This is a genomic window from Paracoccus sp. DMF (assembly GCF_004407025.1).
Taxonomy (GTDB): Bacteria; Pseudomonadota; Alphaproteobacteria; order Rhodobacterales; family Rhodobacteraceae; genus Paracoccus; species Paracoccus aminovorans_B.
Genome location: NZ_SOKV02000031.1, coordinates 23,192 through 38,983, shown reverse-complemented (window position 1 = coordinate 38,983; position 15,792 = coordinate 23,192). Strand labels below are relative to the sequence as shown.

At 68.7% G+C, this 15,792-nt stretch carries 15 protein-coding genes; 6 read left to right on the top strand and 9 right to left on the bottom strand.

Features of this window, described 5'->3' with window-relative positions; genetic code table 11:
• Positions 1–30: 30 nt before the first annotated feature.
• Both ettA and E3D03_RS14935 read right to left on the bottom strand, forming a co-directional pair.
• Positions 31–1,686: an energy-dependent translational throttle protein EttA gene (gene ettA, locus E3D03_RS14940; RefSeq protein WP_263567596.1), complete on the bottom strand. Its 1,656-nt coding sequence runs from the start codon at positions 1,684–1,686 to the stop codon at positions 31–33.
• 70 nt (positions 1,687–1,756) lie between these two features.
• Positions 1,757–2,614: a sulfotransferase family protein gene (locus E3D03_RS14935; RefSeq protein ID WP_263567595.1), complete on the bottom strand. Its 858-nt coding sequence runs from the start codon at positions 2,612–2,614 to the stop codon at positions 1,757–1,759.
• Between the two features lie 118 nt (positions 2,615–2,732).
• Here E3D03_RS14935 and E3D03_RS14930 point away from each other — a divergent pair, with 118 nt between their 5' ends.
• Together E3D03_RS14930 and E3D03_RS14925 are read left to right on the top strand one after the other, a co-directional pair.
• A complete protein-coding gene (locus E3D03_RS14930) occupies positions 2,733–3,584 on the top strand; it encodes a hypothetical protein (RefSeq protein ID WP_263567594.1) in 852 nt (283 codons plus the stop codon).
• A gap of 94 nt (positions 3,585–3,678) precedes the next feature.
• Positions 3,679–4,053, top strand: a complete 375-nt coding sequence (locus E3D03_RS14925; RefSeq protein ID WP_263567593.1) for a putative zinc-binding protein — start codon at positions 3,679–3,681, stop codon at positions 4,051–4,053.
• A gap of 4 nt (positions 4,054–4,057) precedes the next feature.
• Here E3D03_RS14925 and rimO read toward each other — a convergent pair whose 3' ends face one another.
• The gene (rimO, locus tag E3D03_RS14920) at positions 4,058–5,428 is read right to left on the bottom strand and encodes a 30S ribosomal protein S12 methylthiotransferase RimO (RefSeq protein ID WP_263567592.1); all 1,371 of its coding nucleotides are present in this window, start codon (positions 5,426–5,428) and stop codon (positions 4,058–4,060) included.
• Between the two features lie 103 nt (positions 5,429–5,531).
• Here rimO and E3D03_RS14915 point away from each other — a divergent pair, with 103 nt between their 5' ends.
• Positions 5,532–5,987, top strand: coding sequence for a hypothetical protein (locus E3D03_RS14915; RefSeq protein ID WP_263567591.1), 456 nt, complete (start codon positions 5,532–5,534; stop codon positions 5,985–5,987).
• A 63-nt stretch (positions 5,988–6,050) separates the two neighbouring features.
• The gene (locus E3D03_RS14910) at positions 6,051–6,704 is read left to right on the top strand and encodes an adenosylcobinamide amidohydrolase (RefSeq protein WP_263567590.1); all 654 of its coding nucleotides are present in this window, start codon (positions 6,051–6,053) and stop codon (positions 6,702–6,704) included.
• On the opposite strand, the gene E3D03_RS14905 is transcribed toward E3D03_RS14910, so the two are convergent.
• Together E3D03_RS14905 and E3D03_RS14900 are read right to left on the bottom strand one after the other, a co-directional pair.
• Positions 6,694–7,455: an ABC transporter permease gene (locus tag E3D03_RS14905; RefSeq protein ID WP_018000038.1), complete on the bottom strand. Its 762-nt coding sequence runs from the start codon at positions 7,453–7,455 to the stop codon at positions 6,694–6,696. The two genes, E3D03_RS14910 and E3D03_RS14905, sit on opposite strands and share 11 nt — an antisense overlap.
• A complete protein-coding gene (locus tag E3D03_RS14900; RefSeq protein WP_263567589.1) occupies positions 7,452–8,378 on the bottom strand; it encodes an ABC transporter ATP-binding protein in 927 nt (308 codons plus the stop codon). Before E3D03_RS14900 ends, E3D03_RS14905 begins: the two co-directional genes overlap by 4 nt.
• Positions 8,379–8,874: 496 nt before the next feature.
• Here E3D03_RS14900 and E3D03_RS14895 point away from each other — a divergent pair, with 496 nt between their 5' ends.
• Positions 8,875–9,708, top strand: coding sequence for a hypothetical protein (locus E3D03_RS14895; protein WP_263567588.1), 834 nt, complete (start codon positions 8,875–8,877; stop codon positions 9,706–9,708).
• A 130-nt stretch (positions 9,709–9,838) separates the two neighbouring features.
• Here the strand turns inward: E3D03_RS14895 and E3D03_RS14890 are convergent, their stop codons facing one another.
• From E3D03_RS14890 to E3D03_RS14880, 3 genes are read right to left on the bottom strand one after another with little or no spacing between them, the layout of a single operon-like run.
• On the bottom strand, positions 9,839–10,615 hold the full coding sequence (locus E3D03_RS14890; RefSeq protein WP_263567587.1) for a lysophospholipid acyltransferase family protein: 777 nt from the start codon (positions 10,613–10,615) through the stop codon (positions 9,839–9,841).
• Positions 10,616–11,545: a cell division protein FtsX gene (locus E3D03_RS14885; RefSeq protein ID WP_062560300.1), complete on the bottom strand. Its 930-nt coding sequence runs from the start codon at positions 11,543–11,545 to the stop codon at positions 10,616–10,618.
• Positions 11,542–12,216, bottom strand: a complete 675-nt coding sequence (locus E3D03_RS14880) for a cell division ATP-binding protein FtsE (protein WP_062560299.1) — start codon at positions 12,214–12,216, stop codon at positions 11,542–11,544. Before E3D03_RS14880 ends, E3D03_RS14885 begins: the two co-directional genes overlap by 4 nt.
• Positions 12,217–12,352: 136 nt before the next feature.
• Between E3D03_RS14880 and E3D03_RS14875 the strand changes: the two genes are divergently transcribed.
• Positions 12,353–13,204, top strand: a complete 852-nt coding sequence (locus E3D03_RS14875) for a zinc-ribbon domain-containing protein (RefSeq protein ID WP_263567586.1) — start codon at positions 12,353–12,355, stop codon at positions 13,202–13,204.
• Positions 13,205–13,207: 3 nt separating this feature from the next.
• Here the strand turns inward: E3D03_RS14875 and E3D03_RS14870 are convergent, their stop codons facing one another.
• The gene (locus tag E3D03_RS14870) at positions 13,208–15,760 is read right to left on the bottom strand and encodes a DUF4175 domain-containing protein (RefSeq protein WP_263567585.1); all 2,553 of its coding nucleotides are present in this window, start codon (positions 15,758–15,760) and stop codon (positions 13,208–13,210) included.
• Positions 15,761–15,792 lie beyond the last annotated feature (32 nt).

Below are 15,792 nucleotides of genomic sequence, written 5' to 3'. Positions count from 1 at the left end.
GGCTATGGATCCGCCATTTGTCAACATAACCTAGCGCGTGAACTTCTTGTATTTGACCCGCTTCGGCTCGATCGAATCCGGGCCGAGGCGGCGGACCTTGTCGGCCTCGTAATCCTCGAAGTTGCCCTCGAACCATTCGACATGGGCGTCGCCCTCGAAAGCCAGGATGTGGGTGCAGAGCCGGTCGAGGAAGAAGCGGTCGTGCGAGATGATGACCGCGCAGCCGGCGAAATCCTCCAGCGCCGCCTCCAGCGCCTGCAGGGTTTCCACGTCTAGGTCGTTGGTCGGTTCGTCCAGCAGCAGCACGTTGCCGCCGGATTTCAAGAGCTTCGCCATGTGGACGCGGTTGCGCTCGCCGCCCGACAGCAGCCCGACCTTCTTCTGCTGGTCGCCGCCCTTGAAGTTGAAGGCCGAGGCGTAGGCGCGGCTGTTCATCGAGGCATCGCCCAGCACGATCTGCTCGGCCCCGCCCGAGATTTCCTCCCAGACGGTCGCCTCGGGGTTCAGCGCATCGCGCGACTGGTCGACGAAGGACAGCTTCACCGTGTCGCCATAGCTGATCTCGCCGGCGTCGGGTTTTTCGTGCCCGGTCAGCATCTTGAACAGCGTCGACTTGCCGGCGCCGTTCGGGCCGATCACGCCGACGATGCCGCCCGGCGGCAGGCTGAAGGTCAGGTCCTCGATCAGCAGCTTGTCGCCCATGGCCTTTTTCAACCCGGTGACCTCGATCACCTTGTTGCCCAGCCGCTCGCCGTTCGGAATGATGATCTGGGCGTTCGACAGCTTCTCGCGCTCGGACTGGCTGGCGAGTTCGTTATAGGCGTTGATCCGGGCCTTCTGCTTGGCCTGCCGGGCCTTGGCGCCGGCGCGGATCCATTCCAGCTCGCGCTCCAGCGTCTTCTGCTTGGCCTTGTCCTCGCGCGCTTCCTGCTCCAGCCGCTTGGCCTTCTGCTCGAGCCAGGCCGAGTAATTGCCCTCGTAAGGGATGCCGCGGCCGCGATCCAGCTCCAGGATCCAGCCGGTGATGTCATCGAGGAAATAGCGGTCGTGCGTCACGCAGAGGATGGTGCCGGGATATTCGATCAGGTGCTTTTGCAGCCAGGCGATGGTTTCGGCGTCCAGGTGGTTGGTCGGTTCGTCCAGAAGCAGCATGTCGGGCTGTTCCAAGAGCAGCTTGCACAGCGCCACGCGGCGCCGCTCGCCGCCCGACAGGCTGTCCACGTCGGCGTCGTCGGGCGGGCAGCGCAGCGCCTCCATGGCGACGTCGATCTGGCTGTCGAGATCCCACAGGTTCTCGGCGTCGATCTCGTCCTGAAGCTTGGCCATCTCGTCCGCGGTCTCGTCCGAGTAGTTCATGGCCAGCTCGTTGTAACGGTCGAGCTTCTGCTGCTTGGCCTTGACGCCCTCCATGACGTTGCCGCGCACGTTCAGCGCCGGGTCCAGCTGCGGCTCCTGCGGCAGGTAGCCCACGGTCGCGCCCTTGGCGGCCCAGGCCTCGCCGGTGAAGTCCTTGTCGATGCCGGCCATGATGCGCAGAAGCGTGGATTTGCCGGCGCCGTTCACGCCGACGACGCCGATCTTGACGCCGGGCAGGAAGTTCAGGCGGATGTTCTCGAACGTCTTCTTGCCGCCCGGATAGGTCTTGGACACCCCGTCCATGTGGTAAACGAACTGGTAGGAGGCCATGATCTTTCCCCGTCTCTGAGACCCGTGAATCGCGCGGATATGTAGTCGAGACGGGCGGAAAGGGAAAGTCTCAGCGGAAAGCCCTGGTGAAATCCAGTCCGAAGGTGCGGTCGAGGAAGCCGAATTGCGGCTCCAGCTTCTCGCGCAGCCGGGCGCGGGCCTTGTCGGGCAGCGCCAGCGCATTGTCCGAGGCGAAGACCTTCTTGCCGATGTCGCGATAGTCATGCGGCGGCAGGCCCAGGAAGTCCTCGACCCGGCGCAGGAAGCCCAGGGGGTCGCGGGCGATCATGCCGAAGGGCATGTAAAGCAGCCGGTCCGGCCCGAAATGCGCGTTCCAGCGCGGCACATAGCTCATGTAGTCGCCGCGATCCATCAGCACCGGATCCTCGACTTCATGGAGCCAGTCCTCGACGGTCTTGGGTTTGCGGCGGGCGCGGGTCAGGTTCATCTTCAGCTGCGATACCGCCCGGTCCACGGGGTGGCGGATGATATAGACGAACTTGGCATCAGGCAGGAATTTTGCCACGAATTCCACGCCTTCCGCCGGCAGCGTCGAATATTCCGGCGTCACGTCGATCGGATGCGTGCCGGCCGGCGCGGGCGAGAACACCAGCTTGTACCAGTGGTTGGTGAACATCGGCTCGCGCGTGATGCGGTTCAGATAGCGCGTCATCGCGGGCGGCATCTCTTCGCCCTTGGCGTCCCAGCGCTTCTGGATGTTCTGGCGGCCGCGGCGGAAATGCCAAGGCAGCCATTTGCGGTGCTCCTCGATGAAGCGGTGGTTGAAGAACTGCACCTCCTTGAAGGGCGGCGTCCAGACCTCGGGATGCTGCGAGAGCATCTGCGACAGCCAGGTCGTGCCGGCCTTTTGCGCGCCGATTCCCACGAAATCGGGCTTGCGGGGCTTGCCTTCGGGGTCCCAGTTCATGCGTTCCGCCTTCATCCGTCACCGTCAGCCCCTACCTAAGCCAGCCTGGCCGAAGGGGGAAGCCGCATATCGACAGCCGGCGCGCGCGTGGTTAACCTCTTGTCCAACGGAGGTGCACATGACCGGTTTCCTGCCCAACAACCGCCAAGCGCCGCAGCACAGCCCGGTGCCGCGCAAGTCGATCCTCAGCCCGGCCGATGCGATGCGGCGCGCGCGCGTGCTGCCGCCGGCGCAATGCCGCGACAACCGCGCCAAGCTCGACAACCTGCGCCGCCTGATCGCCGCGGCCGAGCGCGAATACCGCGAGATGACCTTGGAACTGGACCGGCTGAACGACGAGGGCCGGGTCTGGCTGGTCGTCGACCTGATCCACAAGACGGCGCTGGCGACGCTGGACCTGGGCGCGGCGATCATGCAGGTCTCGGGGCTGAAGGCGGGCGACGCGGTGCGGGCGCTGGCCGACGGCACGCAGACCTTCAGCGACGTCTATGGTGGTGCTACGGGGGTGGCGAACGGCTCGGTCTCGGGCAAGGAATTCGCCCGCACCCTGGCGCAGCGGGCGCTGACCCATACGCCGGCCAAGGGCGCCGGCGGCGCCTATGCCAAGGGCACGGCCGACCTGGCGCTGGGCGGCTGGTCCAGCATCGACAATATCACCGGCGCTCAGGGCCGCAGCGCCACCAATGCCCGCACCGCCGAGGCCGGGGTCGAGGCGGCGGCCGGCCTGATCCAGCGCACCGCCGATACGGTGGACACGCCGGCGTCCAAGCGGGTCGGCGCCGCGGCGCAGATCGCCAAGGCGATGGCCAGCTACAACCGCGAGCTCGAGGGCGCCTTCAACCGGCGGCTCGAGACCTCGGGCGGGCTGATGGCGACCAAGGCGACCTTCCAGGCGACGATGCAGCGCACCATGGCCCGCTATCGCCGCGATGCGGCCGAGCTGGAGACGCTGCTGGAAGGCTGCATGTAGTCCGCGCCGTCAACCCTGCCGGCATGCGACACCTTGTCCGTCGAGGGCCGGGCCGGCCATGGTTCACTGGCCGAAAGTGTATGCGAGGTCGGTGATGAACGCGCACGCCCAGCTGCCCCTGGTCTATTCCTGCTCCGGTTGTTCCAGCGCGGCGCAGATGGCGAATTACCTCGCGGTGCAGATGGACCGCCGCGGACTGGCCGAAATGTCCTGCATCGCCGGCGTCGGCGGCGACGTGCCGAAGCTGGTCCGCATCGCCACCGCGGGCCGGCCGATCATCGCCATCGACGGCTGCGCGCTGGCCTGCGTGCGCAGCTGCCTTGGCCGCCATGGCGTCGCACCCTCGCAATACCACCTGCTGTCCGACCACGGCGTCCGCAAGCGCTACAAGGCCGATTTCGACCCCGAGGAGGCCGAGCGGGTGCTGTCGGAACTGGCCGAGACCCTGGTTCCGGGCGCCGGCGCCTAGGCGGTCAGGCCAGCCGGCCCCAAAGGTCGTATTCGCCGGCCTCGTCCACCGTCACCGTCACGATATCGCCGGGGCTCAGGCTCTCGAAGCCTTCGTCGATGAACAGGTTGCCGTCGATCTCGGGGGCATCGGCCTTGGTGCGGCAGGTGGCGCCCTCGCCGTCGACGCTGTCCACGATCACCTCGATGCGGCGGCCGACCTTGGCGGCAAGCTTCGCCTCCGAGATCGCCTGGGCCTTTTCCATGAAGCGGTCCCAGCGTTCCTGCTTGACCGCGTCGGGAACGTGGTCGGGCAGCAGGTTCGCCCGCGCGCCCTTGACGTTCTCGTACTGGAAGCAGCCGACCCGATCCAGCTGCGCCTCTTCCAGCCAGTCGAGCAGCGTCTGGAACTCGGCCTCGGTCTCGCCCGGATAGCCGACGATGAAGGTCGAGCGCAGGGTGATCTCCGGGCAGATCGCGCGCCAGGCGGCAATCTCGTCCAGCGCCCTGGCCGCCGCCGCCGGCCGCGCCATGCGGCGCAGCACGTCCGGATGGGCGTGCTGGAAGGGAATGTCGAGGTAAGGCAGCACCAGCCCCTCGGCCATCAGCGGAATCAGGTCGCGCACATGCGGATAGGGATAGACGTAATGCAGCCGCACCCAGGCGCCCAATCCGCCCAGATCGCGGGCCAGGTCGGTGATATGGGCGCGGTGGCCGCGTTCGGTCGCATATTTGCGGTCGAGGCCGTAGGCCGAGGTATCCTGCGAGATCACCAGCAGTTCGCGCACGCCGGCCTCGACCAGCTTCTCGGCCTCGCGGATCACCGCATGTGCCGGGCGGCTGACCAGCTTGCCGCGCATGTCGGGGATGATGCAGAACTTGCAGGCGTGGTTGCAGCCCTCGGAGATCTTCAGATAGCTGTAATGGCGCGGCGTCAGCTTGACGCCGCTGGCCGGCAACAGGTCCACGAACGGATCGGGACTGGGCGGCACGGCGGAATGCACCGCGTCCAGCACCTGCTCGTATTGCTGCGGGCCGGTCACGGCCAGCACGGACGGGTGCGCGCCGGTGATGTATTCCGGCTCGGCCCCCAGGCAGCCGGTGACGATGACCTTGCCGTTTTCCGACAGCGCCTCGCCGATGGCCTGCAGGGACTCGGCCTTGGCCGAATCGAGGAAGCCGCAGGTGTTCACGATGACCGCGCCGGCGCCCTTGTAGTCGGGGCTGATGGCGTAACCCTCGGCCCGCAGGCGGGTCAGGATGCGCTCGCTGTCCACCAGCGCCTTGGGACAGCCAAGGCTGACCATGCCGATGGTCGGTTGCCCGTCCCTTCGCGTGATGTCGAAGATCGGGCTGGGGGCGAGATCGGGGCGCAACAGGGGCGGGTTCTGGCTCATGATGCGCGGCATATAGTGGCAAGCGGGCCGCTTGTTAAGCAGGAAGCGCGGCTCGCCGGAACGTCATTTGGCGTTCCGCGTTCGGCAAGGCATAGCAAGGGACATGAGCATGCCATCCATCCTGACCCGTCTTTCGCTGGCCGCCGCGCTGTCCATGGGGCTGCTCGCCGCCGCCCCGGCAAGCGCGCAGCCGCGCGGCAAGCCCATCGTCATCCTGAACAACAAGGGCGGCAATGTGTTGGAGGCGATCCAGTATCGCAACCAGTTGGCCCGCAGCGGCCGGCCGGTCGAGGTGCGGGGCTATTGCCGCTCGGCCTGCACGATCTACATCACCCTGCCCAATGCCTGCCTGGGACCGGGCGCCACGGTGGGCTTCCACGCGCCGCGCATCCCCGGCACCTCGATCATCCCGCCGATCGTGGACGAGCTGATGGCGCAATATTACCGCAATGGCATCCTGCGCAAATGGAACGGCGAGTGGAAGCATTCGCTGAACATGCACAAGATCAGCGCCCGGCAATATGTCGCGCTGGACCCGCAGACCCGGCTGTGCCGCTGACGACGCCGGTTGCATCGCGCGGCCCGGCCGCGTAACCGCCGGTCGGGGGCAGCGGGGGATGGCATGCGGATCACATATGACACGCCCTGGCTGATCGCCGACCTGGGCCGGCCGCGGCGCGTGCTGTCCTTTGCGCCGCATCGCCCCGGCTTTCGCCGCGCCCGGCATATCCTGTGGCGGCAGGTGCGCGATGCCGACCTGGCGCCCGGTTTCGACGCCACCGCCTGGCTCGCGGCCGAGATGGCGGGCATCGGCCACGCCGCGGCTGTCGGCATGATGACCTCGCGCGGGCTGGAACATGCCGTGACGGCCACGGCCGGCCCGGCCACATGCCTGGCGACGGTGGGCCTTGGCAATGCCGAACGGGTCGGCCACCGGCGGGCGTTTCCCCGCGCGGGCTACGGCACGATCAATATCGCGGTGCTGGTCGAGGCCGGGCTGACCGATGCCGCCATGATCGAGGCGCTGAGCATCGCCGCCCAGGCGCGCACCGCCGCCGTGCTGGCGGCGCAGGTGGCGCTGCCCTCGGGGCTTGCGACGGGAACCGGCACGGATTGCATCGCGCTGGCCTGCGATCCGGGCCCCGAGCGTTTCGCCGGGCTGCATACAGAACTGGGCGAGGCGGTCGGGCATTGCGTCCACGACGCCGTCCTGCGCGGGGCCCTGGCCTGGGTGGCCCGCCACGGCCGGCAGCTGCAGGCCGCGCCTATTCCCTGAGCCGCCAGCCGGTCAGGAAGATCCAGCGGATCGCGCCCATGCAGACCAGGATCATCAGCCCGACCGCCGCCAGCGAGGTGCCGACGGGCACGTCGGCGAGGTCGAAGAAGCTCCAGCGGAAGCCCGAGATCAGGTAGAGCACCGGGTTCAGCTTCGCCACCGCCTCCCAGAACGGCGGCAGCATCGAGGCCGAGTAGAAGGCGCCGCCCAGGAAGACCAGCGGCGTGATGACCATCATCGGCACGATCTGCAATTGCTCGAAGGACTTGGCCCACAGCCCGATGATGAAGCCCAGCAGCGAGAAACCCAGCGCCGTCAGCACCAGGAAGGCCAGCATCCAGAACGGATGCGCGATATGGACGCCGTTGAACCAGAAGCTGGTCAAGAGGATCACCAGCGCGATCAGCACGGCCTTCGCGGCCGCGGCGCCGACGAAGCCCAGCGTGACCTCGATCCAGCCGGTCGGCGCCACCAGCAGCTCGTAGATCGTGCCCGAGAATTTCGGGAAATAGATGCCGAAGCTGGCGTTGCTGACCGATTGCTGCAACACGGTCAGCATCATCAGCCCGGGCACGATGAAGGCGCCATAGGGCACGCCCTCGACCGACTGGATGCGCCCGCCGATGGCGGCGCCGAAGACGACGAAATACAGCACGGTGGACAGCACCGGCGAGGCCAGCGACTGCCACACCGTGCGGAAGAACCGCGCCATTTCATGGTTGAAGACCGCCTGCGCGGAACGCCAGTTCATGCGGTTTCCTCCTCGACCAGCGAGATGAAGATCTCCTCGAGGCTGCTCTGCTTGGTCGAGACGTCGCGGACCGCGATGCCATGCTCGGCCAGTTCCGCCAGCAGCCGGGCGATGCCGGTGCGCTCGGCCCGGGTGTCGTAGTCATAGCCCAGCCGCATGCCGTCCTCGGACCGCTCGAGCCGCCCGGCCAGGGCCGGCGGCAGGTCCGTCACTGGCTGGTAAAGCTCGATGGTCAGGCGCTTCTTGCCGAATTCGCCCATCAGCTCGGCCTTGGGCTTGACCAGCAGCAGCTGGCCGCGGCTGATGACGCCGATGCGGTCGGCCATGTCCTCGGCCTCTTCCAGGTAATGCGTGGTCAGGATGATGGTCACGCCCTGCGCCCGCAGATCGCGCACCACCTGCCACATCTCGCGCCGCAGCGCCACGTCGACCCCGGCGGTGGGCTCGTCCAGGAACAGCACCTTGGGCCGGTGCGACAGCGCCTTGGCGATCAGCACCCGCCGCTTCATGCCGCCCGACAGCTCGCGCGTCCTGGCGTCGCGCTTGTCCCACAGCGCCAGGCTGCGCAGCAGGCTTTCCAGATAGGCCTCGTCCGGCGGCTCGCCGTAAAGGCCGCGGGTGAAGCGCACGCAGTCGATGACCTTCTCGAAGGGTTCCAGCGCGATCTCCTGCGGCACCAGGCCGATCAGCTTGCGCGCCGCGCGCCAGTCGCTGCGGATGTCATGGCCGCCGACGCGCACGGTGCCGCCGGTCGGCACCACGAGGCCGCAGATGATCGAGATCAGCGTGGTCTTGCCGGCGCCGTTCGGGCCGAGCAGCGCCAGGATCTCGCCCGACTCGATCTGCAGGGACACGTCGTTCAGCGCCACGGTGCCGCTTTCATAACGCTTTGAAATATGGTCAATATCAATGATCGGACGCATCGGTCCTCCTGAATTCCGGCCGCTGGGGCGGAGTGGAAGGTAGGGTCCGCGGCGCCGCGGCACAATGACCCCCGCGCGGGATTTCGTCAAAAGGGACCTTCCCGCGCTGCGGGTTCCCGCGCGGCGGAAACGGTGCGGAGGGCTGGAAGCCGGCGGGTTTTCCGATTGGTCTATGCGTTATATGGTATCTTGTGAGGGATAGCGATGCAGCAAGACAGCGGTAGGCGGATGCTGGATGCTGCACAGGAGATTCCTCCATCGATGCGCTCCGACAGGCTCTTTCCAAGAGCTTCAATGCCGGGTTGTGGCGCACCACCCTGGAAAAAGCGTCGTCTGCTGTCCGCTTCGTCCTGCATCGCTGTCGCTGCGTCGGCCGTCAAGCATTGCGATTGGAGCGGATGCGACAAGCGTCGCTTCGAGCCCAAAGGCGACATTCGTGCTGGATGCAGCTAACGCATCTTCAGCGTGAGCGTCCTCTCAAAAATGAACGCCGTTTTTGCAGGCCAAAGAGCATAGCCTTGCCCTCCAGTTGCAACACGTGGTTAATGCTTACAAATACTTAGATCGGAGAAGAGGATTGGACCCTAAGAATAGCTTTTCCGCACTCCTCGCGTCAAAGCCGCACCTCGACGCTGAAATCGCGTTCAATCCTGAGCCTTGGAGCAAGCTAATCCAGACACAGGCACGACTTTTTGACGTTAAACCTCTAATGCAGATATCTGATCGTCTCAGAAGAGAATTTCACGAAGGCCACGCTCCTGGTCGAGTAATGCCAGAGATTGCGCGACAAGACTGGGCAACAGACCTACTAGATCAATATGCTTGCGGACCTATCGGATACGATCTGCCCTGCCTGCTTTCCGCCGAACGTCCTGCTCGCGGGCGTATTATGATGTGCGCTCAAGACCCGCTTCGCGGCCCAGGTGCGGCGAAGCTCACTGTCGGCACTTTCTTTGGCATCGACGACAATCACTTAAGGGCCCGCCGTCACTATTGGATGATATGGCAATTCATCCGTCGTTGCGTGCTTACAGGGTATGATGTCTGGGTCACAGATGCTATCAAAGTCTTTGCTGGAAAGGGCGTCGTGCAGCGAAACCGCTCGCTACGCGAGCTTTCGCGCTCGATAATCGAAGCTGAGGTAGCAGCATTTGCACCAGACCGGATTGTCACGTTCGGCAAACTTGCTGGTGAAACTATGGCCGACATAAGTGGCAACCATGCGTTCATCAGCCTGCAACATCCCACAGCGCACGGACAGAGAGGGTCGTTCAAAGATCGCGTTGGCATATATATGCAAGCGGTTCTCGGCGAAGCTTGCCCACATTAAGCTCAGGATGCACTTGGACGACGAGGCTGCACGTGCAGCGACCGGCAGCTTCGTCCCGCAGAGCCGACCTTCACGAAACGGCACCTCTGCAAGCACCGCCCCAAGGACTGCGCGCCGCAGGGCACACGGATCACCCGGCCCGGTCCAGCGCCTTCGCGCCCCCCGCCTCGGCGAAGAGGCGGTCGCTCGCCGGCTCGATGCGGGCCTCCAGCAGCTCCATGACCTGCGACGAGCGTGCGCCCACCGGCAGCGGTTCCAGGAATTCGATCACCGCGGTGCCGCCGCGGATCGGGATGCCGCGCTTGGGCCAGAACATGCCGCAATTCACCGCGACCGGGTGGATGGTCAGGCCGGTGGCGCGCTGGATGGTGCCGGCGCCGTGCTTGTAGGGCAGGCGCTGGCCGGGCCTGGTGCGGGTGCCCTCGGGATAGATGATCAGCTGGCCCAGCCCCTCGGGGCGGGCGCGGGCGGCCTCGACCTCGGCGATGATCTGCTTCAGCGCCTCTTTGCCGCGCGCGCGGTCGATGGGGATGCAGCCGACCTTGCGGGCGAACCAGCCCATGATCGGCACGCGCAGCACCTCGCGCTTCATCACGAAGGCGCGGCGCGGACAGGCCTGGGCCAGCGCCAGGATGTCGAGAAAGCTCTGGTGCTTGGCGGCGACGATGCAGTCGCCGCTGGGCGGCGTGCCCCGCACCTCGACCCGCAGGCCCAGGATGACGCGGGCCGCGCCCAGCATCTGACCGAGCCAGACCCCGGCGACGCGGTTCGCGGCCTCGGTCCCGCGCAGGGCCTGCGGCAGCCCCCAGAGCCCCAGCACCAGCGTCGCCAGCGCGATATAGAGGTAATAGGCCAGCGTGCGCGGCCAGTCGAGGATCGAGGGCGGGCGCGGCTGGTAATGGCTCACTCAGCGCACCTCGCGCAGGATCTTCAACGCCGCCCAGCGGGTGGCGGCGAAACCGATGGCGGCCGCGGCAATGGGCACCAGCAGCGGCCAGAGCCAGCCCCAGCCCTGGAACCCCAGACCGGTCAGGAAGCCCCCGGCCTGGTCCATCGACGGCAGCGCCCAGACCGCGGCCATGCCAAGCACGGTGCCGCCCGCCGCCCCCATGGCGGCGCGGCGGGTGAAGCGGCGCACGAAGGCGGTGGCGATGGTGATGTCGCGCGCGCCGATCAGCCGCAGCACCCGGATCACCTGTCCGTTCGCGGCCATCGCCGCCTTGGCCGCCAGCGTGATCATCGCCGCCGAGGCGGCCGCGATCAGCGCCAGCGAGATCAGCCCCAGCGCCCGCAGCCGGTTCGCGGCGGAAACCAGCGGCTCGCGCCAGCGGGTGTGGTCGTCCAGCACTGCGCCCGGTGCCTCGCCCTGCAGGCGCAGGCGCAGCGCCTCGGCGTCGAAACCCTCGGCGGCCTCGGTGACCTCGATCAGGCGCGGCACCGGCAGCGCCTCGACCGGCACGTCGGGGCCGAACCAGGGTTCCAGCAGCTTCTCCACCTCGTCGTCGGGCAGAAGCCGCGATTCGGCGATGCCGGGGGTGGTCTGCAGGACCTCCATCACCGTGCGGGTCTGCTGGTCCATCTGGTCCTCGGGCGCCGAGATGCGCACGGTCACGGTCTGCGCCAGCTCGCTGGACCAGCGATCGGCCAGCCGCCCGGTCGCCAGCGCCAGGGCCAGCGCAAAAACCGCGAGGAAGGCCATGGCACCGGCCGAGAATACCGTCAGCTGCGCGGTGAAGCCGGTTGGCGGCACGACGCGGTCATGGCCCGCCGGGTCCGGCCGGGTCAGCCCCCGCCACAGCGCCGCAAGGTCCAGCGATTTCAGATCGGCTTTCTTCACAGGTCGGCCCCCGCCAGTTGCAGCCGCTTGCCGGCGATGCGCAGCACCCGCGCCTGCACCTGCTGCTTGGCGGCGCGGATCAGGTTCAGGTCATGGGTGGCGATCAGCACCGCCTTGCCGGATCGGTTCAGTTCGATCAGCAATTGCAGAAGCCGCATCGACATCTCCCAGTCCAGGTTGCCCGTCGGCTCGTCGGCCAGGATCAGCTCGGGCGACATGATGACGGCGCGGGCCAGCGCGGCGCGCTGCCGCTCGCCCCCCGAAAGCTCGGGCGGCATGGCGCGGGCCTGGCCCGACATCTGCACCCAGGACAACAGGTCGCCCAGCGCCGGCATGTCCACCGGCTCGCCCGAGACGATCAGCGGCAGGGCGATGTTTTCGGCCACCGGCAGGTGATCGAGGAACTGCGTGTCCTGGTGCACCACGCCGACCCGCCGGCGCAGCGCGGCGATGCCGTCGCGGTCCAGGCCGCGCACGTCCTGGCCAAAGGCGGTCATGCGCCCGGCGGTCGGCAGCAGTTCGGCATAGCACAGCCGCAGGAAGCTGGTCTTGCCCGAGCCCGAGGGGCCGGTCAGGAAATGGAACGAGCCCGGCTGAAGCGTCAGCGACAGGTCGGCCAGCAGCGGATCGTTGCCGCTATAGCCGAAGGACAGGTTCTGCATTTCGATCACGGATGACTCCTTGCCTGTCGGCTGCTTGGCGCGCCGTTTCCGGCTTGATAGAACAGTCGCGCGGCGAATGCGAGACGCCCGCGTAATGGAAAGCCGCCCCGCAGGGGCCAGGCCGAATGCCAGGAGACACGATTTCATGCGCCTGACCTGCCCCCGCTGCGCCGCCCAGTACCAGATCGCCGATGCCGCCATCCCGCCGGCCGGGCGCGAGGTCGAATGCTCGGCCTGCGGCCATGTCTGGCACCAGGAAGGGCCTGAAAAATCCGCGCCGGAACCCGTGGCCGCGGCGCCCGAGCCCGGCTTCGACCCGCAGGCCCGCCCGGTGCTGAACCGCGCGCTGGACGAGTCGGTGCTGTCCATCCTGCGCGAGGAAGCCGCCCGCGAATTGCGGGTCCGCAAGGGCGAGACGCCCGAACCCGCCGCAACCCCGGCCGATCACATTCCCGCGACGGAACCGGCCGCCGAGGCACAGGAACCCGCGCCGCAGATCGACTGGCCGGCCACCACGCTGACCGTGCCCGAGATGCCGCCGGAGCCCGCATCGGCCGAGCCGCAGCCCCGGGCGCAAGCCGCCGAGCCCGCGGCAGCGCCCGCGCAACCAGACCCGCCCGAGCCGGTGCTGCCCGCCCTGCCCGACGCGGCCGAGCTTGCCGCGACCCTGACCCGTCCCGCCGCGCCGCTGCCCGAGCCCTCGCCGGCGCCGGAACCCGCGCTCGAGGCCGCCCGCACCGCGCTGCGCCCCGCCGCGCCCGACGAACACGCCGAGGCCCCGGCCGCGCCCGTGCCGGTGCTGCTGCCGCCAGAGCGGCGGCGCTCGGGCTATGGCGCGGGCTTCGGACTTGCGGCGATGCTGGCCCTGGGGCTGGTCGCGGTCTATGCGCTGGCGCCGCAGATCCCGGCCGACCGGGGCGGCGCCACGCTGGCCGAATGGCGGCAGGGCATCGACCGCGGCCGGCTCTGGCTTAACGACCGCATCCTGGGCGACTGAGGCTCAGAAGTTCTCCAGCAGCCGGCCCAGGTAGTCGCGCTCGTCCCGCGGCCGCTCGCGCTCGCCCGAGCGGCGGCGGATCTCGTCCTGCAACTCGCGCGCCTTGCGCGACGGGTCGGGCCCCTCGGCCAGCGGATCGCCGCTGGCGATGGCGCTGCCGTCGCCCGAAAGCGCCCGGCCCAAGGGATCGGTCTGCGGCTGGCGGTCATAGGGCTGCGCAAGACCGCGCTGGCCGCGCGTGTCGCCCGAGGGGCCCTCGGGCCCGCCCTCCTGCCCGCCCTGCTGCGGCGCGCCCTCCTGGCCCGGCTGGTTCTGCGCCGTCATCTCGCCCAGCGCCCGCATGCCCTCGCGCATGGACTGGATCGCCTGGGCCTGCCGCTCCATGGCGCCGGCGGCATCGCCGTCGCGCAGCGCCTGCTCGGCCTCTTCCATGGCGCGGCCGGCCTCGTCGAGCTGGCGCCGCGCCGCATCGCCCTGCGGCGTGCCGCGACCGGGCAGCAGGCCGCGCTGCCGGCCCAGATCCTCGCGCAGGTCGCGCTGGCGGTCGGCCAGGCCCTGGCCCTGCTGGTCCCCCTGCCCGGTGCCCTGCTGCTCGCTTTCCTGGCCCTCTCCGCCCTGGCCCTGTTCGGGCTGGCCGGGTTGCCATTGGCCGTATTGGTCCTGCATGCCGCGCATGGCCTCGTCGGCCAGCTTCTGCTGGTCGCGCAGGGTCTGGGCCAGCCGGTCCATCGGCCGCTGCCGCACGCCCGAGCCGTCCTGCGATGTCGTCACCTTCAGGTTCTGCATCATGCGGTTGAACTGCTCCAGCAGCTCCTGCGCCTCGGCCATGCGGCCCTCGTTCATCAGGCGCTGGATCTCGTCCATCATCTGCTGGATCTGGTCGCCGCTGATCTGCTGGCGGTCCTGCTGCGGCGAGCGGTCGAAACGCTCGGCCGGATCCTCGCCCTGCTGCTGCGCCAGCATGTCGAGATACTGGTCGGTGGCTTCCTTCAGCTCGTCCATCAGGCGCTGCACCTCGTCGGGGCTGGCGCCGTTGCGGATCGCCTCGGAAAGCCGCTCCTGCGCCTGGCTCATCCGCTCCAGCGCATCGGCCAGCCCGCCATCCTCCAGCGCCACGGCGGCATCCCACAGGACCTGCGCCAGCTTGCCCCGCGCCTCTTCGGTCAGGGGGCCGGATTCCAGCGTGGCGATGGCGCCGCGCAGGCCGTTGTAGAGATCCTCCTCCATGAAGCCCTCGGGCTGCCAGCTGGCCGCGCGCAGCATCTGCGCGGCGGCCCCGGCATTGCCGCGCGACCACAACAGGTCGCGGCGTGCCTCGATCAGCGCCGCCGCCAGCGGGTCGAAGAAGCGCCGCCCCGGCAGCACCATGCGCAAGGGCGCCGAGACGCCCTGCTGGCCAATGCCGTCCTCGGCCCGCAGGGTGACGGTGACCGGCAGGTTGGCCCAGGGATGGCGCGACAGGTCGGCGCTCAGCCGGCCGCGGATCTGCTGGCGCGAGCCGCTGGCCGGCAGCGGCAGCTCGACCACGACATCCTCGCGCGGCTCGGGTTCGGCAGCGAGGCCATACCGGCGGTCCACGGCAGAAAGATCCAGCGCGATCAGCGCCTCGCCACCGGCGACGCCATTGTCGTCGCTGGCGGTGAAGTCCTGCACCAGCTTGCCGTCGGCGCGGCGCTCGGGCACCTTGCCCGGCGCCACCGCCGGCGCGGCATCGGGCAGGACCGTGACCTCGAACCGGCGATCCGCGACCGCGATCACGCCGTCATGCTCGGCCATGAAGCCGGGCGCCGAGGGCTCGCCGCCCGCGACCGCGGTGCCGATGTCCTGGGTGACCGCAGCGCCCTCGCCGTAAAGCCGGAAGCTCAGCTTGCTGCCCTTGGGCAGTTCCAGCACCTGGCCCTCGGGCAGGGCGTTCAGGTAAAGCGTCGGCCGCCGGGTATAGGCCGGAGGCTCGGCCCAGCCCTCCCAGGAGGGGCCGCCCGCGACGCCGGGACGCGCCTCGGGCGCCGGGCGGAAACTCGCCCCCAGCGCCGCCAGCCCCTGGCCCAGCTGCCCGGGCGGCGCAAAGACCAGCGCCATGACCAGCGCCACCAGCGCGACCAGCCGCAACCCCACCGGATCGCGCCAACGCAGCCGCGCATCCGGCACCACGGCGCGCGCGGCCGCGGCCTCGGCCTGCATCCGCGCCAGATGCGCCTGCCACAGCGCCGCCGACCCGGCATCGCCCTCGCCGACCGCCACCCGGTCGCGCAGGGCCGACAGCGGCCGCCCCGGCAGCAGCCGGTCCACCCGCGCCCGCGCCGCCTCGGCCGAAGGGCGCCGGAACCGCCGCAGCCCCCAGCCGGCCGCCAGCACCACGGCCAGAGCCGAGACGCCAGTCCCCACCAGCAATCCGCGCGGCGACAGCAGCCCGGCCAGCCCGAAAGCCAGTGCCGCCAGCACCAGCACCACCCACACCGCCAAGGGCCAGAAGGCACCGGCCAGCGCCTCCCACCACATGCCGGCCCGGGTCAGCCCGACGGCACGCCGGATGCGAGGGGGCTCAGGCTCAGCCATCGCATCCCCTCATTCTTTCTTGGGAAAATATC